Genomic DNA, 19036 nt, shown 5'->3' on the forward strand with positions numbered 1-19036 from the left:
TTACGCCCAATAATTCCGGACAACGCTTGCCCCCTACGTATTACCGCGGCTGCTGGCACGTAGTTAGCCGGGGCTTTCTTCTCAGGTACCGTCACTCCGATAGCAGTTACTCTACCGGACGTTCTTCCCTGGCAACAGAGCTTTACGATCCGAAAACCTTCATCACTCACGCGGCGTTGCTCCGTCAGACTTTCGTCCATTGCGGAAGATTCCCTACTGCTGCCTCCCGTAGGAGTCTGGGCCGTGTCTCAGTCCCAGTGTGGCCGTTCACCCTCTCAGGTCGGCTACGCATCGTCGCCTTGGTGAGCCGTTACCCCACCAACTAGCTAATGCGCCGCAGGCCCATCCGTAAGTGACAGATTGCTCCGTCTTTCATTATCTTCCCATGCGAGAAAATAAATTATCCGGTATTAGCTAACGTTTCCGCTAGTTATCCCAGTCTTACAGGCAGGTTACCTACGTGTTACTCACCCGTCCGCCGCTAACCATCAGGAGAGCAAGCTCTCCATCAAGTCCGCTCGACTTGCATGTATTAGGCACGCCGCCAGCGTTCGTCCTGAGCCAGGATCAAACTCTCCAATAAAGATGAAAGGAAGTTTTACCCGAAGGTAAAATCTCTTTCAACTAAACAAGTGTTTGACTTGCTCATTTTGAATCTGACTTATTTCTTAGATTTCACTTGACGTGAAACACGCTCACTCGTTGTTCAGTTTTCAAAGATCAACTTCGTTTTCGTTGCCGTCTTTCGTTCTCGGCAGCAACTCTTATACTATATCATGTTACTCATTGAAAAGCAAGTGTTTTTTTGAAAGTTTTTAAATCCTTGCTTGCAACAGCTTGTCCTTCTCACATCCGCTGACGATGGATTATCGTTCAACGGATTATTAATATACCATACAATAACTCTCCCTACAACCCTTTTTTTCAAAAAAAAACATAGAAATAAAAGAGCAGGGCATCTACCTCACTCTGCCCCGCTCTTTTCTATTTCTATCGTTATCCCCAAGGATTGCGCCGAGTCGAACTCTTGCGGCTCTTTTGGGAGGTAGATCCCGACTTGGAGCTGGAGCGTTTACCGCTTCCTTTCCTGCTTACGGAACCTGATTGACTTCCCGAGATTTTAACCTCTTTTTTAGCAGTTGTCTTTGATTTGGTTTGCGGCTTCTCAGCTACATCCTCCTCGGCGACCCTACCTTGTTCTGATGCGAAGCCTGCTTGTTGTTCTCGAGCACCGCCCAATTCATTGAATGTGCCAAATCCTCCCTCAAACGTTACAGGAGCTACAGGAGCATAATATTGAGGCTGCTGAACGACGGGAGCGCCATAATATTGGTTAGGAGCATAGTTAGCAGGATTAGCCTGGAACGCAGGGTCGAAAGGAGCTACTGGATACTCATAACCATAAGGATACCTATAATGGCAGCCGCAGGAATACATCGGCCATGGCCCAGGTGCGGGTCCATATCCAGGTCCATACCCTGGCCCACACTGCTCCGGAGATAGCCCTGGAAAAGGACTGTTCGGCGCAATCGGCGCTACGTTGTTATCACTATTAGGTGTTGGGCCTCCCCAGCCACTTTGCCCTTGTGCCCAAGGTTGATTGTCCGGCTGCCCTGATGGCATCCATCCCATTCCCATCATATTCCCCATCATGTTATTGCCTTGCTGCATCCAATCCTGGCCTAAACCTGGGTATCCTCCGGTCATAGCCTCGTTCTCCATCATCGGCCCCATCATAGAAGGACCCTGGTTGGGAAGCTGCGGGAAATCATAGAATGAAGAGATTTGGTGTGATTTATGGTGCATCTTATGGTCATCGCATCCATGGGTGGAAGACGGGTACATCGGCATTCCGCCCCCATAAGGATCTACAGAATAATATGGAGACGACGACCAAGGCTCCGGACATTCTGGAACTGGCTTGCACGGCGGCTCTTCTGACTTAACGGATTGGAACTGTATTTGTTCAACGAATTCCAGTTTGATTGGCGGCATCGGATTAGGGGCAGGCATTGGCGGGTTGGAATTTTCAATCGGTGAAATCGGCTTCGGCATCGGTGGATTTGGGTTCGGAGCTGGCGGGTTTGGAGCGGGCATTGGTGGATTCGGATTTGGCGCTGGAGGTGTGGGCTTTGGTTTTGTCATTTCTTCCTTAGGTGGATTCGGTTTCTGCTCAGGTTTCTGCTCAGGTTTCTGCTCAGGCTTCGCCTCTGGTTTAGTTTCCGGCTTTGTCTCTGGCTTTGGCGCAGGTGCTGGTGCTGGTGCCGGTGTCGGCTTCGGCGCAGTATTCTTCTTGCCTCCTGTTCCGGGAACCTTCCCTTCACCACTATGCCCTGGCGGATTCGCCATGCCTCCCCCCTTAACAGGGATCAAGACGATATCCCCTGCCTTCAGCACATTTGGATCGCTAATTTGCGGATTAGCATTGATAAGCGTCTGCAACGGGATGCCCCAAGCTTTTGACAGCTTCCACAGCGTATCCCCTTGTTTGGCCACATGCTTGTAGCCTTCACCCTCAACCTGAACCGCACCCGCCGGAATCTTCACCTTCTCTCCAAGGGTCAGTTGATCCGGATTGGCGATTTGCGGATTGGCTTCAATCAACTTTTCCAGCGGTACATTGTACTTTTGAGATAGCTCATATAATGTATCGCCTTTTTTCACGATGTGTATTTTCACGCGCTAAAGACCTCCTAGGTTTCTTCTCCGGTACGTGATATTCGCCCGGGGCCCAATTAATACATCCTATGCAAAAAGCCCAGTTTTGACATCCTTGAAAATAAAAAAAGCTAAAACAATCCCGCCCGAGGATTTGAGGCATGAAAAACCCCCGCCATCTCATCAGATGCACGGGGGCCATGACCTTAACATTAATATGAATTGTCAAAATAGGATTACCAGACCTTCAATCCATCCTGATCGACGATACTGCGGAAGTCTTCAAGCAATTCCAGTGTAACCGGGCCTGCCGAACCGCCGCCAATAATACGTCCATCTACCTCACGAACCGCGATGACCTCAGCCGCCGTCCCTGTCAAGAATACTTCATCAGCTACATAGACATCATGCAGAGTGAACGGCTCTTCCTTCAGCTTCAGCCCCTTCTTCTCGCAAATTTCAATGATCGCCTGACGAGTAATCCCCTCCAATGCTCCCAGATAACAAGGTGGCGTCGTAATAACCCCGTTCTTCACGATAAAAATATTATCGCCGGAGCCTTCCGTAACATAGCCTTGGGCATTCAGCATAATCGCCTCGCCAGCGCCAGCCAGGTTGGACCTGAATTTTCACCAGAATATTGTTCAAATAATTTAACGATTTGATCTTAGGATTAAGCGCATCGGGAATATTGCGGCGCGTCGATACGGATACGGCCTTCAATCCATTCTTATATGCTTCCTCCGAGTAGATCGCAAGCTGCTCCACAATAATAATGACAGAAGCCTTCTCGCAGCGATTAGGATCAAGCCCTAAATTGCCCGCACCGCGAGATACAATTAAGCGAATATAACCGTCGCGCATCTCATTGCGGCGCAGCGTCTCGACCAACGCCTGCTCCATCTCTTCATAGGTCAATGGAATTTCAAGCATAATCGATTTAGCGGAATCATACAGGCGGTTCAAATGCGCTTTGCATTTGAAGATATTCCCGTTATAAATGCGGATGCCCTCGAAGATCCCATCGCCATACAGGAAACCATGGTCATACACCGAGACTGTCGCTTGCTCCTTCGTAACGAATTGACCATTTAAATAAATCCATTGTTCTGCCATTAATACTACACCTCCGAATTTAATACCTTGCTAGAATAACTAGGATAGCTTCCAAGCACTCTGACTTGGCATCCTAAGGCCTCGATTTCTTCTATAGCAGAGGGAAGCAGTACCGCGTCCAGAGCGGCCAATACATCCATATAAAAATAATAACTACCTAATCGCTTCTTCGTAGGTCGTGATTCTATTCTAGATAAATTCAGCTTGCGCCATGCGAATGCGGATAGCACCTGATGCAGCGCACCCGGGAAGTCCTCCGGCAGAGTCACGAGAATACTCGTCTTGTCCTGCGCACCCTGTACTGGAATTTGCAACGGCTTCGGACCGATCAACACAAAACGCGTGTAGTTATTATCATGATCCGTCACTCTGCTTGCAAGGATGTCCAGAGCATGCTGCCTCGCTCCAAGCGAAGTACCGATCGCTGTCCAGCCTTCACCTGGATTATGCTTGACCAGTTCGATCGCTTCCGCTGTACTGCCCACATTCTCCAACTCCGCGTGCGGCATATGCGTCTTGAGAAATTTCATGCATTGCGCCATCGCTACCGGATGGGATAGCACTCTGGAAACCTGGGAATAATCATTCTCCCCCGCAGCGCTAACAAGCTCACTGCGCCGTCCAATCAAATTCTGAATGGAAGGGTAGACCCATTCCACCTGCATCGGAACATCCACTTCATGGACGAGCCAATCCATATGCAGACTCACCGAACCCTCGATGGTGTTCTCCATAGGAATAACGCTATAATCCGTCTGACCCTTCTCCGTTGCCAGAAAAACGTCGGAGATCTGCTTGAAATGATGCAGCTCCACAGGCTCCTCGCCAAATAAGTGAAGAACTGCTTCATGAGACACCGTCCCCTCAGGCAACAATGCTATTCGTTTCATGCTTTGACTTCCCCTCTTACGTAATCCAGTAGTGAACTGTCATTATCCATAGTAAGCTCCTGAGCTCCATATGTGCAAGGTTTAAGCCAAAGCGTTCTCGCCGATATATCGTGAGACTTAAGCACTTCTATCAGGAAGCCTTCCAGCTGTTCTCGCTTTCCGGCCTGCCCATCCACAAGCGCGAGCAATGTAGGCCCTGCTCCGCTCAGCGCCGTCCCCAGCGCGCCATGCTGTGAAGCCTCCTCCAGAATTTGCATCATTCCAGGCACCAGCGGAGCCCGATAAGGCTGATGCAGCCGATCCCGCATAGCTGCGGAGATCAGATCGAGCCTTCCCATAGCCAGAGCGGCCGTCAGTATTGAAGTATGACCGACATTATATACTGCATCACTTAGACTAACCTGCTTGGGCAATACTTCACGCGCCTTGGAGGTAGATAATTGGAATTCAGGTATGGCGACCAATACCTCCAGCTGCTCTGGCGGCTCAATGCGCAGAATATCAGCATGGACTCCGTCCCATACAGCTGTAATTATCCCGCCATAGAGTGAAGCCCCAACATTGTCAGGATGATGCTCCAGGGCAACAGCCATATCAAGGAGCTTAGAAGCCGATAATGGCGAGCCAATTAATGCATTCGCGGCATACAAAGCCCCGACTATAGCCGAAGCACTGCTGCCCAGACCACGAGTCAACGGGATATCCGAGTACATGGAGATCTCCAGCTCGGGAATGTCCACCCCCGCCTCAGCAAAGACGGATTGGGCCACAATGTATACAAGATTACTTTTATCCTGAGGAAGACCTTCCAGATTGTCACCATATAAATGAAAAACCGTCGAAGCTGCAGGCTTCATCTCCACCCACGAATAGAGAGACAACGCCATGCCTAATGTATCAAAACCCGGCCCCAAATTCGCCGTGCTTGCCGGAACCCGAACCCGAACACCCGAGCTGCGAATCATACTCATAACCAACCACCTTCATATCTGTCACCGATCATAGTCATCATGTCATAAACCATATCCTCTTCTAGCCTTCCACACGGTATGCACTCTTCACTTTGCGGATAACATCCAGCGACTCGAAGTGATTCAGCACTTTGTCCATGGCCGCCTTGCTTGCATTATGCGTTACGATAATAATCTCTGCATCGCTCGTGCTTGCATTCGGAGACTGCACCACCGATTCCAGGCTGACATCATATTCAGCAAACACCTGAGTAATCTTCGACAACACGCCCGCTTTATCCGCCACCTGAAGCAGCAAGAAATTTTTATATGCGATCTGTTCGTCTGTTCTCAGCTTCTTCGGCTTATATGGGCCGATCGCTCTCAGACCGTTGACACCGAGCTTCTTATTCTTAATCACTGCGACCAAATCAGCTACAATCGAGGTCGCCGTAGGCATTTCCCCTGCACCAGGGCCATAGAACATCGTCTCGCCTACCGCCTCGCCGTAAACATATACGGCATTAAATACACCATTAACAGCGGCAATCGGGTGGCTATGCTTCACCATTGTCGGCTGCACACTGATACTATACTCATCATCCTGCCGTTCAGCGATTCCTAGTAATTTAATCTCATAGCCCATTCTCTTGGCATACAGTATATCTTCCTTGCTAACTGCAGTAATGCCACGTACCGCCACATCCCGCAGATCTACGTTCGTCCGGAATCCAAGCGATCCAAGGATCGCCATCTTACGGGCGGCATCCAGCCCCTCAACATCAGAAGTCGGATCAGCCTCGGCATATCCAAGCTGCTGTGCCTCCGCTAATACATCATCATAAGAGGCACCTTCCTGGCTCATTTTCGTTAAAATATAGTTTGTCGTTCCATTCACAATCCCCATGATCTTCAGAATGCGATCCGAGGAGAAGCCTTCGATCAGCGTGCGAATAATCGGAATACCTCCGGCTACGCTGGCTTCATAGAATACGTCGCATTGCTGCTCCATCGCCTTCGCCAAAATTTCCGCACCATAGAGGGCCATTAAATCTTTATTGGCTGTGACGATATGCTTGCCGCGGTTCAGCGCCTCCAGAATATATTCCTTCGTCTGTTCCACGCCGCCCATCACTTCGATAATGACATCGATCTCCGGGTCATGGATAACTTCCCAAGGATCCTCCGTTAATTTGTTACGTTCGATATCAATGCTGCGATGCTTATCTATGTTCTTCACCGCGACCTTCTCAATGACAATCGGTGATCCGACCTGACTGCTCAGATCCTCCTGATGCCCTTCCACAATCCGGACGACGCCGGTGCCAACTGTACCCAGTCCAAGCAGACCTACCTTTACTGATTTCACTCGCTGTCCCCTCCTATATCCCACTCTCGGGTAATCATTTTGACAACCTATCCTTGACCGACGATCTCTGCCTTTTTTACGCCGGGGGTTCCCTGAAGCATCTCAAGCATCCCGTCCAGCTCCTCGGTCAGACGCGATGTTTCCACGGAGATAACTACATTTGCCTTGCCTTGCAGCGGAATACTCTGGTTAATGGTAAGCACGTTGCCGCCAGAGCCAGCGATCATTCCCAACACCTTGGATAGAATACCGGAGCGATGCTCCAGATCGAAAGATATCGTGACAATGCTCTCGCGTTCAATCTGATTCAACAGATGAATTCCGTCCTTGTATTTATAAAAGGCGCTCCGGCTAAGTCCTACTTGTGCCACGGCTTCATTGACTGTCTTTACATCTCCTGAAGCGAGCAGCTGCTTAACCTGAAGCGTCTTGAGCACAGCATCCGGCAGAATATCCTCGCGAACCAAATAGTAGCGTTCCTTCACAAACGTCCTCTCCTTAGAGACTTATGTTTTTGTATAGTGGACATTATAACGGAAATCTACTATTCCGGCAATCCATTTTTCGCATAATTAACGTAGACTTCCACCCAAATCTATATATTCAGAAGGTAAATATACAGAAAACGGCTACTGTCCACGTAATGGGGACGTACCCGTCTCTGTATGCTTTATTTATCCATTAATAGTAGTAACTGCTGCCTTCCACAAATTCGAATTCAAAATCACCGATGCGCACAATGGTCCCGTCCTCGGCACCGCGCTTGCGCAGCTCATCATCAACGCCCATATGGCGAAGGGTGCGGGCCAGCTTAAGGATAGCCTCATGCGAATTGAGCTGCATCCGCTTCATCATGCGCTCGATCTTCTCGCTCTCGACGACGAAGGTCTCGTTCTCCCGACGAATTGTGAAGCTGTCGTCTTCCTTCTTGTCCAGCTTATAGATCTTACGCTCTGTCTGTTCAGCAACTTCTTCAACCGCTGGTGCATCAGGGATCTGATCTAGCAGATCTGCTGTCTTATACAGAAGCTCCTGAACACCCTGGCGGGTCAGAGATGACATCTCCAGGATTTCGAGGTCAGGATGTATCTTACGCACCTGCTCACGGAATTCCACCAGGTTGTCCGCCGCTTCAGGAATATCCATCTTGTTCGCGACGACAATCTGTGGCCGACTCGCCAGCTCAGCATTGTACTGCTCCAATTCGGCATTGATCTTCTGCCAGTCGTCGAACGGATCGCGGCCCTCTGAACCGGCCATATCCACGACATGAATAATCAGCCTTGTCCGCTCGACATGGCGCAGGAACTCATGTCCCAGGCCTACGCCTTCATGTGCCCCCTCGATCAGGCCAGGCAGGTCAGCCATGACGAAGCTGCGACCGTCCCCAACATCAACTACACCCAGATTCGGCGTAATCGTCGTGAAATGATAAGCACCAATCTTCGGCTTCGCGGCAGATACGACCGAGAGCAAGGTTGATTTGCCAACACTCGGGAAGCCGACCAAGCCGACATCGGCCATCACCTTCAGCTCCAGCACGATCCAGCGCTCTTCGCCCTCTTCACCATTCTCGGCCAGCTCTGGAGCCGGATTATTCGGTGTAGCAAAACGGATATTGCCACGGCCGCCACGGCCGCCCTTGGCCACTACAACCTGCTGCCCGTGCCGCGTCAAATCGGCGATAACCTCCTGGGTATCGTCATCGATAATGACAGTCCCCGGCGGAATGCGCACAATCATATTCTCTGCATTCGCGCCGTTCTGGCTCTTGTTGCGTCCCTTCTCTCCGCGAGGCGCCTTGAAATGGCGCTGATAGCGAAAGTCCATCAACGTACGCAAACCTTCATCCACGCGGAATATAATGTCGGCTCCTTTACCGCCGTCTCCGCCGGCCGGACCGCCCTCTGGTACGTACTTCTCCCGTCTGAAAGCGACGATCCCGTCTCCGCCGTCGCCTCCTTTTACATATATCTTCGCCTTATCTACAAACATGCGTTCACCTCATTCGTATTATGCACTGAAGTCTTTACTGGAACTCTAAGTCTGCAAGAGAACCGATTTGAATCGATACGCTCCGCCCGGACGCTCTTGCCAGACTGCCAATCATCAATATATTTCTGTAATTTATCAGCATTGCCCGCTTCACCCTCAGGATAAAAGGCTACGACTACCTCGCCATTCTCCTGATACATGCATAGATGGAGTTCTAACACCTCATCCCATGAAGAGCGGCCCATGAACTGAAATTTCTTGATTGTATCCACAATCGCTTCCGTCAACTCTTCAGCATCCTCTGCCCGAAGCATTACATCCAGTTGCAGCTCATCCCTGATCTCTATTCTGAGATCAATTGATCTGTTCACCTCACGGAAGGATTGTAGAAAGAACACGAGCGATGGAATGCCCAATCTTGAAATTTTACTCTCTAATACCATATGTTCTTTTATTCTTTCCACACAGATACCCAGTTTATCATATTTCCCAAGCTTCATATAGCCATATATAAGCTGAAGATCATTCATCCAGTCATGCCGATGATGTCCTAAAGTAGCTGTAGCCGTTCTCTGTACCGATTCCAGCAAATGCTTGCGCTCAACTGCGGCCCGTCTCTGGATGTATCTGATGTAGCCCTGAAATAGGATCAATAAGCATAGGGCGATAATGATATACCCGTAGAGTGAACGAATGAAATACATAGACGTCAGGCAAGACAGCACCAGCACCGCATAGAGAGTTGGAACCGCGAATCGATGTTTCATAGCCTTCCTCGTTTCTGCACAGATTAGGTAAAAAATGTACCTTAATAACATACTCAGTATATCACAATCCTTGTCCAAAAACGCTTTTCAGCACATGGATCTCTGCCAGAAAATTCCGTCTAAAAATTAAAAAATCCCTGGCACCTAGATGCCAAGGACTTTGTAAACCTTCGCTATATCAGCAAAGTTCTTAAGCTTCGACTGCAGCTGCTACCGGAGCAGCTTCCACTGGGTAGACGCTCACTTTTTTGCGGTCGCGGCCCCAACGTTCGAACTTCACTACGCCGTCAACTTTTGCGAACAGCGTATCGTCTTTACCGATGCCCACGTTAGTACCTGGGTGAATTTTCGTTCCGCGTTGACGAACGAGAATGCTTCCGCCAGTTACAACTTGACCGTCTGCACGCTTAACGCCAAGGCGTTTCGCGATACTGTCGCGTCCGTTCTTCGTGGAACCTACGCCCTTCTTCGAAGCGAACAACTGAAGATCCAATTTCAACATTGTCCATCTACCTCCTTCTTCAAATAATAACGTTCTGTATCTGAATATACGTTCCGTATGAATCCTCGATACTCTTAAGCATTACAACCATAGACGAGAGCAATAGCTGCACCTGGTCCGAGGCCTCTGTCTTCACATCAGCAGGCAGCTTCGCATTAAGAAAGCCGCTCTTCATCTGACATTCCATAGCAACTCCAGCGAGTTCCTCGATGGAATTAACGGTTCCAACAGTGATAGCCGATACCCCAGCACATACTATATCTTTCCCGTGATCCGCGTAATTAGCATGACCTGACACTTTAAAGCCGACTATACTGTCATCCACTTGACGTAAAACAGAGACGATAATCACTTATCGCACCTTCTTACGCTTGGATTTTCTCGATAGTTACTTTAGTGTAAGGTTGACGATGACCTTGTTTCTTATGGTAGTTCTTCTTAGGTTTGTATTTGTATACGACTACTTTTTGGCCCTTGCCGTGCTTCTCAACTTTCGCTGTTACACTAGCGCCGGATACCAATGGAGTTCCCGCTACCAAACCTTCACCTTTGGATACTGCCAATACACGGTCGAACGTCACGCTAGCGCCGTCCTCAGCATTCAATTTCTCGATGTAAAGAACATCGCCCTCTTGAACACGGTATTGTTTACCACCAGTTTCGATAATTGCGTACATTTGCTTGCACCTCCTCATGTCTCAGACTCGCCTAATTCAGGTGCCGCTCTCCAAGGAAGCGGTCTTGCATACCCGATCGGAGCGGTTACAGCATGTGTACAAGGCTCACTCATATCACATACCCTAGTATATTACCACGACGAGATATGAAAATCAACTGGGATCATCACCGCTGCCAATCAACACCTCGACATCCAGCCTGTTCAGAGCTTCAATCCATTCCGGCGAGCAGCCCGGATCGGTTACAATCATGGAGATCTGCTCCAGAGGAGCAATATGTGCGAAGGTCGTGACTCCGAATTTGGAGTGATCGGCGACCACGATAGTTTCCTCGGTCCGCTGCATCATTTTTCGCGATACCAAGGCTTCCTCCAGATGATAATCAGTGACTCCATCGACGATTGAAATACCTCCGGCTGAAATAAAAGCTTTATTCACTTTAAACTGCTCCAGGAGTTGATGCGCGATCGCATCGGTCGCCGCTTGACAGTTCTTGCTGACCTCGCCACCGGCAAAGATCACCTTGCCCTGAAAATCCTCCAACGCACAGGTAAGAATCGGTACGGAGTTGGTAATGACCGTCACATCGGCGCGATGCTTCAACTCCCGCATGATCTCCAAAGTGGTCGTACCGTTATCCAGCAGGATCGTCTCTCCCTCTTTCACCAACGAAGCCGCGAGCTTGCCAATCGACTGCTTCTCCGCATAATGCATTTGCGACCTCTTGAGGAAGGTCGGTTCAATCCACTCCGAGCGAGTCTGTACCGCTCCGCCATAGACCTTGCGCAGCTTCCCTTCCTTCTCCAGCCGATCCAGATCCCGGCGTATCGTCTCGGTCGAGACGTTGAACAGCGCCGCGAGCGCATGCACCTGGACCTTACCTTCAGCGCTTAGCTGGGACAGTATAGTCTGACGACGTTCCTCGTGAGTTAAGGACATAAAGACTCCTCCTATATAAATTGGTTTGGCGAATTTAGCAGGATTTATCAGGAATTAGCAGGGGCCATTCCAACTATATCTCAACTATATTCCACCGACACATTCCATCGAATCAATTCCACCGAACCTATGTGTTTTGTTGTTGTTTTCATTTTTAGTTTATAGGTAACTCACAACCGTTGTCAAACTGCTGCGCATTACCGGCAAGGCCAATTGTTAACGCAATGTATACGAAATTTGTATTATTGTAAAAAAGCATTGACAAAACGATTCCCTGAGCATAAAATCAACACGAAAACAACATTAAATTAACATAAAACAACACCAAAACACCAAGGAGGGGCATTATGAGCCACCGCTTAGCTTTTCGACAGGATGGAACTTTTACAATTGTACAATTTACGGATCTTCACTGGAAGGACGGAGGAGACGCGGATCTTCAAACCCGTGAATTAATGAAGCTGACACTAGATGCGGAGAAACCAGATCTCGTCGTATTTACAGGAGATGTGATATACACGGGTCACAATACCAATTGCACCGACCCGGTTCAAGCCTTCCGCGATGCGGTAGCTACAGTAGAAGGATACGGCATCCCATGGGCAGTTGTATTCGGCAACCATGATACAGAGAGCATGATTACTCGGGAAGAGCTTATGCAAGTCATTCTCGACCATCAGCACACTGTAACGGAAGCTGGACCGAAGGAGATCTACGGAGAAGGCAATTATACGATTGAATTAATGGATTCCAAGGGACGTCCGGCAGCGAATCTGTATTTCCTGGACTCGGGCAGCACCTCGCCTCTACCGCATGTTCCCTACTATAACTGGGTACGCCGCGATCAGATGAACTGGCTGGCTAGTGAATCGGTCCGGCTTAATCCGGCGGATCAGGCGGAGAAATTGCCAGCGCTTGCTTTCTTCCACATTCCTGTTCCCGAATATCAACAGATGTGGGATACCGAGGTCTGCTACGGCCATAAGCATGAACCTGTCTGCAGCGCGCCCGTCAATTCAGGCTTGTTCACCACCTTACTTGAGATGGGGGATGTCATCGGTACCTTCTGCGGCCATGATCATGTGAATGATTATCACGGTACACTTCATGGCATTCGCCTCTGCTATGGCAGAGCAACAGGCCTCAACACTTATGGTCGCGAAGGCTTCCCGCGCGGTGCCCGCGTCATCCGTCTGACGGAAGGCGAGAGAGATTTCACTACTTGGCTACGCCTTGAGAACGGTTCGAAGATCACTGAGCAGCCTATCCATCAACCGGAGAATGCAAAATAACAGAAAGGCTAACCTACAATGCTGATACCTATTTTACTTGTTCTCGCATCCGGACTATGTCACGCTGTCTGGAACCTCTTTACGAAACGGAGCATTAACAAAGGCGTCTTCCTGTGGACGATTATGATGATCCCCGCGGTCCTTCTACTGCCTGTGCTAATTGCAGAGCTCTGGAGAACTCCGCTATCCTGGGGTGACTATGGACTATTAGTGCTGTCCGTTGTGTTACAAGGTGTATACTCCTGGCTCCTGTCCAAAACCTATGAGCTAGGTGATCTATCGCAAATTTATCCGATTATGCGGGGCACAAGCACCTTGCTGGTGCCTTTGATCGGGGTTGTTTTTCTCAAGGAATCCTTGTCTCTATTCGGTTGGACCGGAATCATCCTGATGATCGGCGGGTTCTTCGTACTTAGTGGAGTCACTGTCGGAAACAAGCAGACCGCTAGACAACCACAAAGTCTGAAGCCCTTCGCCTTGGCGCTTCTGGTAGGGCTGTGTACGACCAGTTATGTATTCGTAGATAAGCTGAACCTTCAGAATATCTCTCCTCTGGCTTTGCTCGAAGTGACCAATATCGGTTTTGTAGCGGGTCTGACCCCGCTCGTGCTGACTTCAAAGGCATTGAAGCGAGAATGGAAGGCCAATCACAAGACGATTCTTCTCGGTGCGATCCTGAATCCTGGCTCGTATCTGCTCTTCCTGTTTGCGATGCAGCAGGCGCCGATGGCTCATATTAGCCCATTGCGAGAAATCGGGACGGTGTTCGCTACTTTCCTCGGCGTGCTGATTCTCAAGGAACAGCAGGGCCTGAAGCGGATTGCTACCTCGATTATCATCTTCTGCGGAATTATGCTGATCGGGATATTGGGATAAGTCAAGTTCATAGCGTTAAGTGCATAAGTCGAGTCTGGAGCGTGATCTCCGGCTCGGCTTTTTGGCTTTTCACCCCACGAGCATTGTAATATTTATACATATTAGGTATCCTGAATTTGAATGAATTGCTTGAGTTCCTATTATTTAGTCGAGGTGAAAATATGAAAAAAAGACTTTCTAGACTGCTGGTCTCGGTCTGTTTTCTTGTCTTCATCGCGGAATGGGATCGTCAGGGATATTATACGATGCGCTATAATCTGAGGAACTCCCAGGTCACCAGACTGTGGGATAACGATGATGGCGGAAGCACGTCCATCCGTGCTATTCATCACCAGAGGATCTATTTCGGTTATTACTATCCTTCTGAGGAGAGAGGGATTTCAGACCTGCTGGATGAGCGAGCGCTTAAGGTTTATTCCTCCCAGCTGAACGGGAAGGATATCCAGGAAGAAACGGGCATTCCGCCGGCACCGATCATTTTCAATACGCTGATCGATGATCAGTACAGCTATGTGCGCCCTGTATCGTTCCAGTTAAAGAGGATTGAAGGGATTGCTGACGAGTTGAAAATCTACAAGAACTCTAAGCTTGTTCACAGCATCCCTATGTCCCCTGAATCCGTGTATCAATCTATAATCGTCGGAGATGAGCGTTATATGTTCATGACAGGAACCGCTGATAATAAGAGCTATATTCAATATTTAGATAAGCAGGAGATCGAGACGGGGACAGCTGATTTCAAAAAGATACTGGAAGATTAGGTAGAATATTTCTAGCTATCAAATAGAAAACCCACACTTCCATGGAAGTGTGGGTTTGGGCTAACAATGCCTATTCTAATGAAACTGGGTAGCGCTATTTGCGCCAAAAAGGGCCGCCCGCGATTCTAAACGAAACTAGGTAGCGCTATTGAAGCAAATTTGGGGGCTAATGCCCGGTTTTGACCAGAATAGCGATATGAGGTTTCGTTAAAATTTTCTTATCGCTGATTTGGCGAAAATAACGATATGGTGTTTCGTTAGAGATTCCGCAACCCCAGCCAGCCGATTATTCACTCAACAACAGTACATTTTCTTCACGCACCCGCTTGCGGGTCATCTCCAGCAGGCCAAGCTTGGTCCAGCCCAGAATATGATGCTGGGTCCGGTCGCCCTCCAGCGAGGATTCCAGCATATCCAATACAGCATTCTGATGCTCTTCCCGGTCCATATCTATGAAATCGACAATAATAATGCCGCCGGCGTCGCGCAGCCGTACCAATCTGGCAATTTCCTGCGCCGCCTCCATATTCGTCTGGAACACCGTCTCCTCCAGCGTCTGTCCGCCGGTGAATCTACCGGTATTTACATCGATCACCGTCATTGCCTCGGTATTATCCCATACTATGTATCCGCCGCCCGGAAGCCAGATTTTCCTCTGGAAATCCTTCTCTAGCTGCTGGCGAATTCCATAATGCTCGAACAATCCTTCCTCGCCGCCATACACCATAAGCTTGGGCGATTTGCCTGGAAGCATCGTATCCAGAAAAGCCGTAGTCTGTTCTAATTGCTCGCGGCAATCCATAATCAGCTCATCCGTCTCCGGACTATAGATGTCCCGCATTAATCGCTGGAGCATCCCGAGATCATGGTGAAGCAAGCTCGGCGCTCTCACATCCTCCGCTTTGCGCTGAATATGATGCCAACGCTCCCGCAGCATCCCCAGATCCTCTGCTATAGCCTCCGGCTCCGCATTCTCCGCCACCGTGCGCAGAATAAGTCCTTCCTCTTCGTCTCGCAATTCCTCGCCAATCGTCCTTAACCTTGCTCTTTCCTCTTCCAGCCCAATTTTCTTGGAAACCGCAACATAGCCTGCCGTAGGCATGTAGACGAGCCACCTGCCCGGCAAGGAATAATGAGTCGTTACCCGAGCCCCCTTATTCCCGAAAGCATCCTTAACCACCTGTACAACCAGTTCTTGTCCCGGTTTGAGCAGGCTTGAAATCAACGGCTTTTGCCGCGGCTGTTTCTCCAAATGCGGGTGAAGCAAGTCATCGATATAAAGAAATGCATTCTTCTTCTGTCCGATATCGACAAAAGCAGCCTGCATACCAGGAACTACATTCACAACTTTGCCCTTGAAAAAGCTGCCCACCAGTCCCCGTTTCTGAGAACTTTCCGCTGCATACTCCACCAGTCTGCCATCTTCCAGCAGCGCCATTTGGGTGGAATCAGGACCGCAGTGAACAATCATTCGCTTCATCATCTCACCCTTTGCCTTACTTTCTATCAAAAAACTGCCCTACCATTATAACATGACATAGGCATGCTAAGCGCCTGGCTTTCCCCGTAAAAAAGAGGAAATTATCCGCTGCTCCGGCAAGACAGCCACGATATCCCCTTGTTGATTCATCACATAGACGAAATGATACTTCTGTCTTCTAAATAGACGCAAAATTTGCTCCAAAGGTTGCGATTTATTCGTTACAATCGGCTGGGCCAGCCCTCCGTTCATCCAATGGCGTACATACACTTGCTCCCGATTCACTAGAAAACGCATAAAACGGTACATAATATTGCGATAATCCATCCAATTTGAATAGAATAGAAAGATTCCGACCAACAGCAAATTTAAATTGGGCATGCCTTGTCCAAACATATATGGGACTACTGCATACAGGATCACTAACACGCTGAACAGTAGACTGATCCGCAAGGAATAGACGAGTGTGAGGTGAAAGGGAAGTATCGTGCTGCAGAGTGATTGCCATACCTTGCCTCCATCGAGGGGCAGAATCGGCAGCAGATTAAATAGAGCGATCAGGAGATTACTATGGATAAAATAAATAAAGAAGGCGCCCTCCCATAATCCACAAACCTTCAGCAGCAAGGATATACCTATTAGAATGACATTCTGCAAAGGCCCGGCCAAGGCGATCGCGATCTCCCGGCGCACGGTCAGATGACTCGTATCCTCCATCTCCGCCACCCCACCGAACGGAAGCATCTGGATGGACAGCACATTTACGTCGAAGCATCTGGCGGCGAATACATGGCCTAGCTCATGGATGAATACGATCGCGAACAAGGCGATCAGCTCCAGGAAATGCCCGGTCAGCACCGAAGCGAGCATGATGATGACAAAAAAGGGATGTACCGAAATCTTGATGCCACTCCACTTAATCAAACGAAATCACATCCGCGGGATCGATATATCGATCATTCTTTTTCAAGGCAAAATAGAGGGTTGGAAGTGCATCTCCTTCACCAGCAGCAAGGCTTCCGATGGACTCGCCCCCTTCGATCCAGTCTCCCCGGTTCACCGTGGTCTGCTCCAAATATCCATAGATCGATTTATATCCATTCGCATGCTGAATCGTCACTGTCATCCCTGTCAGCGCATCCTGCTTCACATCCAGTACACGGCCTGTATCGATGCTTCTCACTAGCAGGCTATCCGCCGCAAGCTGTTTCGGAACTAGCTCAACCCCCTTCAGATTCAAAGCAAAGGGATTAGCCAGATGTCCGCTCAGCGGTGAGATAAACCCCCTGGCCGCTCCAACCTTTACCCCCTTCTCCTCATTATGCTTGAAGATCGGGATGAAAGAGGGTGCTCCGCCTATATTTTTCTCATACCATGCTTCGATCGCGCCAAAGTCCATCTCCTCCGTCATGGCCTTGGCCACGAAGACTCTAACGGGAAAAGCCCAATCCGGTTCATAACGCTCTATCCCCCAGATGCCGATAAAAATAAGCGCACTGATCAAAAGACGCAGAAACATCGCCGTCCAGAAGCTGATACGCCGCTTCCCGCCAAAATAGTCATCCCTTTCACCGGAGTAATAGCTGGGGCTCTCCTGCCATCGTCCTTGCCCCCGCTTCCAGAGCAGCTCAGGATCTGCCTCTTCCTGCTGATCTATGATGTTAGGGTAACGGTTGGCAGGCTCCCGCTGCACCGACTGAGCCGACAGGCGATAAGCAGGGTCGCTCCATTCCTTCTCCTGGAGGACTGGCCTGTGCGCTTCCGGTGAGGTTAACTGCTTGATCCTCTCTTCCCGCCGCTTCTTAATATTCGACTTCACATCCATCGTCCTCATTCCTCCGCTCAGACTGCTTGTCATACTCTATATTTATGAGCGGTCGAGCAGGAATATGAACAAGCTTCCCCCGCCTGACAATTCAAAAAAAACCGATGCTAAGCATCAGCACCGGTTCATTTCTATTTTATCTAATTAGCCCATTCCAAAAAACTTCTTGAAGCGCTTGAAGCGCCCCTGCTTCTGCTCTAACAGCATCAGCGGCACGGTATCTCCCAGAATACGACGCGCGATATTGCGATAGGCGATGGCAGCCATTGATTCTGGATTCATCACCGTAGGCTCGCCAGTATTGGCCGCCTTAATGACGAGTTCATCATCCGGTACGATCCCCAGCAGATCGATATTCAACACCTGAAGAACGTCATCGATATCGAGCATATCGCCCGTCTTCACCATATTCGTGCGAATCCGGTTCACCACCAACTTCGGCGAGGAAATCTGTGAATTTTCCAGCAATCCGATAATCCGATCCGCATCGCGCACGGCAGCGTTCTCCGGTGTCGTCACGACAATAGCCTGATCGGCGCCAGCGATGGCATTTCTAAATCCTTGTTCGATCCCGGCAGGACAGTCGATGATAATATATTCATATTCCTTCTTCAGTTCCAGTACAATATCCTTCACCTGCTCAGGCGTCACTGCATTCTTATCCTTGGTCTGCGCAGCTGGCAGCATGTACAATTCATCAAACCGCTTGTCCTTGACCAGCGCCTGATTCAAGCGGCAGCGTCCTTCAGCCACATCGATCAGATCGTAGATGATTCTGTTTTCCAGTCCCATGACGACATCGAGGTTCCTAAGGCCGATATCCGTATCCACCAGACATACCTTCTTGCCGAGCAGCGCAAGCGCTGTGCCGATATTTGCCGAGGTAGTCGTCTTGCCGACACCGCCTTTGCCAGACGTGACAACGATAGCTTCTCCCAT

The 19036-nt window shown here is 49.4% G+C and carries 18 protein-coding genes, 1 pseudogene and 2 other annotated features (1 of these 21 cut by a window edge); of the genes and pseudogenes, 3 read left to right on the plus strand and 16 right to left on the minus strand.

The window, feature by feature from the left end; translation table 11 throughout:
- Positions 1-583, minus strand: a sequence feature (16S ribosomal RNA rRNA prediction is too short); it reaches 44 nt to the left of the window's first position.
- Between the two features lie 413 nt (positions 584-996).
- From BFJ94_RS25635 to BFJ94_RS13715, 12 genes and pseudogenes are all read right to left on the minus strand, one after another.
- Positions 997-2679 (minus strand): LysM peptidoglycan-binding domain-containing protein, encoded by a 1683-nt coding sequence (locus tag BFJ94_RS25635; protein WP_205571024.1) that lies wholly within the window; start codon positions 2677-2679, stop codon positions 997-999.
- Positions 2680-2894: 215 nt separating this feature from the next.
- Positions 2895-3774, minus strand: a pseudogene (gene ilvE / locus BFJ94_RS13665) (branched-chain-amino-acid transaminase).
- Between the two features lie 5 nt (positions 3775-3779).
- Positions 3780-4664 carry a prephenate dehydratase gene (gene pheA, locus BFJ94_RS13670; protein ID WP_120463158.1) on the minus strand — a complete coding sequence of 295 codons (885 nt, stop codon included), beginning with the start codon at positions 4662-4664 and terminating at the stop codon, positions 3780-3782.
- Positions 4661-5629, minus strand: coding sequence for a homoserine kinase (gene thrB, locus BFJ94_RS13675; protein WP_120465235.1), 969 nt, complete (start codon positions 5627-5629; stop codon positions 4661-4663). Before thrB ends, pheA begins: the two co-directional genes overlap by 4 nt.
- A gap of 67 nt (positions 5630-5696) precedes the next feature.
- A complete protein-coding gene (locus tag BFJ94_RS13680; RefSeq protein WP_120463159.1) occupies positions 5697-6983 on the minus strand; it encodes a homoserine dehydrogenase in 1287 nt (428 codons plus the stop codon).
- A 47-nt stretch (positions 6984-7030) separates the two neighbouring features.
- A complete protein-coding gene (locus tag BFJ94_RS13685) occupies positions 7031-7468 on the minus strand; it encodes an ACT domain-containing protein (protein WP_120463160.1) in 438 nt (145 codons plus the stop codon).
- A gap of 196 nt (positions 7469-7664) precedes the next feature.
- Positions 7665-8978, minus strand: a complete 1314-nt coding sequence (obgE, locus tag BFJ94_RS13690) for a GTPase ObgE (RefSeq protein WP_120463161.1) — start codon at positions 8976-8978, stop codon at positions 7665-7667.
- Complete coding sequence (locus tag BFJ94_RS13695) at positions 8969-9745, minus strand: Spo0B domain-containing protein (RefSeq protein ID WP_120463162.1); 777 nt, start codon at positions 9743-9745, stop codon at positions 8969-8971. The genes obgE and BFJ94_RS13695 overlap by 10 nt, the downstream gene beginning before the upstream one ends.
- 190 nt (positions 9746-9935) lie before the next feature.
- Complete coding sequence (gene rpmA / locus BFJ94_RS13700; RefSeq protein WP_120463163.1) at positions 9936-10247, minus strand: 50S ribosomal protein L27; 312 nt, start codon at positions 10245-10247, stop codon at positions 9936-9938.
- Between the two features lie 19 nt (positions 10248-10266).
- Positions 10267-10599 (minus strand): ribosomal-processing cysteine protease Prp, encoded by a 333-nt coding sequence (locus BFJ94_RS13705; RefSeq protein ID WP_120463164.1) that lies wholly within the window; start codon positions 10597-10599, stop codon positions 10267-10269.
- 13 nt (positions 10600-10612) lie between these two features.
- The gene (gene rplU / locus BFJ94_RS13710; protein WP_120463165.1) at positions 10613-10924 is read right to left on the minus strand and encodes a 50S ribosomal protein L21; all 312 of its coding nucleotides are present in this window, start codon (positions 10922-10924) and stop codon (positions 10613-10615) included.
- 13 nt (positions 10925-10937) lie between these two features.
- Positions 10938-11021, minus strand: a sequence feature (ribosomal protein L21 leader region).
- 56 nt (positions 11022-11077) lie between these two features.
- The gene (locus BFJ94_RS13715; RefSeq protein ID WP_120463166.1) at positions 11078-11863 is read right to left on the minus strand and encodes a DeoR/GlpR family DNA-binding transcription regulator; all 786 of its coding nucleotides are present in this window, start codon (positions 11861-11863) and stop codon (positions 11078-11080) included.
- Between the two features lie 347 nt (positions 11864-12210).
- On the opposite strand from BFJ94_RS13715, the gene BFJ94_RS13720 reads away from it, so the two are divergent.
- The 3 genes from BFJ94_RS13720 to BFJ94_RS13730 all read left to right on the plus strand — a co-directional run bounded on the left by BFJ94_RS13720 (position 12211) and on the right by BFJ94_RS13730 (position 14792).
- Positions 12211-13155, plus strand: a complete 945-nt coding sequence (locus tag BFJ94_RS13720) for a metallophosphoesterase family protein (RefSeq protein WP_120463167.1) — start codon at positions 12211-12213, stop codon at positions 13153-13155.
- Between the two features lie 18 nt (positions 13156-13173).
- Complete coding sequence (locus BFJ94_RS13725) at positions 13174-14031, plus strand: DMT family transporter (RefSeq protein WP_120463168.1); 858 nt, start codon at positions 13174-13176, stop codon at positions 14029-14031.
- A 161-nt stretch (positions 14032-14192) separates the two neighbouring features.
- The gene (locus BFJ94_RS13730; RefSeq protein ID WP_120463169.1) at positions 14193-14792 is read left to right on the plus strand and encodes a hypothetical protein; all 600 of its coding nucleotides are present in this window, start codon (positions 14193-14195) and stop codon (positions 14790-14792) included.
- A gap of 286 nt (positions 14793-15078) precedes the next feature.
- On the opposite strand, the gene BFJ94_RS13735 is transcribed toward BFJ94_RS13730, so the two are convergent.
- The 4 genes from BFJ94_RS13735 to minD form a co-directional block, all read right to left on the minus strand.
- The gene (locus BFJ94_RS13735) at positions 15079-16272 is read right to left on the minus strand and encodes an Rne/Rng family ribonuclease (RefSeq protein WP_120463170.1); all 1194 of its coding nucleotides are present in this window, start codon (positions 16270-16272) and stop codon (positions 15079-15081) included.
- A gap of 66 nt (positions 16273-16338) precedes the next feature.
- Positions 16339-17196: a M50 family metallopeptidase gene (locus tag BFJ94_RS13740; protein WP_120463171.1), complete on the minus strand. Its 858-nt coding sequence runs from the start codon at positions 17194-17196 to the stop codon at positions 16339-16341.
- A complete protein-coding gene (locus BFJ94_RS13745; RefSeq protein WP_120463172.1) occupies positions 17189-18097 on the minus strand; it encodes a M23 family metallopeptidase in 909 nt (302 codons plus the stop codon). The genes BFJ94_RS13740 and BFJ94_RS13745 overlap by 8 nt, the downstream gene beginning before the upstream one ends.
- Positions 18098-18241: 144 nt before the next feature.
- Positions 18242-19036: a septum site-determining protein MinD gene (gene minD, locus BFJ94_RS13750; RefSeq protein WP_120463173.1), complete on the minus strand. Its 795-nt coding sequence runs from the start codon at positions 19034-19036 to the stop codon at positions 18242-18244.

This window comes from Paenibacillus aceti (assembly GCF_003614185.1).
GTDB classification, from domain to species: domain Bacteria; phylum Bacillota; class Bacilli; order Paenibacillales; family Paenibacillaceae; genus Fontibacillus; species Fontibacillus aceti.

What these genes read in the sequence shown, in the direction of transcription:
- pheA (WP_120463158.1), bottom strand. Translation starts at nt 4,664, where the DNA reads ATGAAACGAATAGCATTGTTGCCTGAGGGGACGGTGTCTCATGAAGCA.
- thrB (WP_120465235.1), bottom strand. Translation starts at nt 5,629, where the DNA reads ATGATTCGCAGCTCGGGTGTTCGGGTTCGGGTTCCGGCAAGCACGGCG.
- obgE (WP_120463161.1), bottom strand. Translation starts at nt 8,978, where the DNA reads ATGTTTGTAGATAAGGCGAAGATATATGTAAAAGGAGGCGACGGCGGA.
- BFJ94_RS13695 (WP_120463162.1), bottom strand. Translation starts at nt 9,745, where the DNA reads ATGAAACATCGATTCGCGGTTCCAACTCTCTATGCGGTGCTGGTGCTG.
- rpmA (WP_120463163.1), bottom strand. Translation starts at nt 10,247, where the DNA reads ATGTTGAAATTGGATCTTCAGTTGTTCGCTTCGAAGAAGGGCGTAGGT.
- rplU (WP_120463165.1), bottom strand. Translation starts at nt 10,924, where the DNA reads ATGTACGCAATTATCGAAACTGGTGGTAAACAATACCGTGTTCAAGAG.
- BFJ94_RS13715 (WP_120463166.1), bottom strand. Translation starts at nt 11,863, where the DNA reads ATGTCCTTAACTCACGAGGAACGTCGTCAGACTATACTGTCCCAGCTA.
- BFJ94_RS13720 (WP_120463167.1), top strand. Translation starts at nt 12,211, where the DNA reads ATGAGCCACCGCTTAGCTTTTCGACAGGATGGAACTTTTACAATTGTA.
- BFJ94_RS13725 (WP_120463168.1), top strand. Translation starts at nt 13,174, where the DNA reads ATGCTGATACCTATTTTACTTGTTCTCGCATCCGGACTATGTCACGCT.
- BFJ94_RS13730 (WP_120463169.1), top strand. Translation starts at nt 14,193, where the DNA reads ATGAAAAAAAGACTTTCTAGACTGCTGGTCTCGGTCTGTTTTCTTGTC.
- BFJ94_RS13735 (WP_120463170.1), bottom strand. Translation starts at nt 16,272, where the DNA reads ATGAAGCGAATGATTGTTCACTGCGGTCCTGATTCCACCCAAATGGCG.
- BFJ94_RS13745 (WP_120463172.1), bottom strand. Translation starts at nt 18,097, where the DNA reads ATGGATGTGAAGTCGAATATTAAGAAGCGGCGGGAAGAGAGGATCAAG.
- minD (WP_120463173.1), bottom strand. Translation starts at nt 19,036, where the DNA reads ATGGGAGAAGCTATCGTTGTCACGTCTGGCAAAGGCGGTGTCGGCAAG.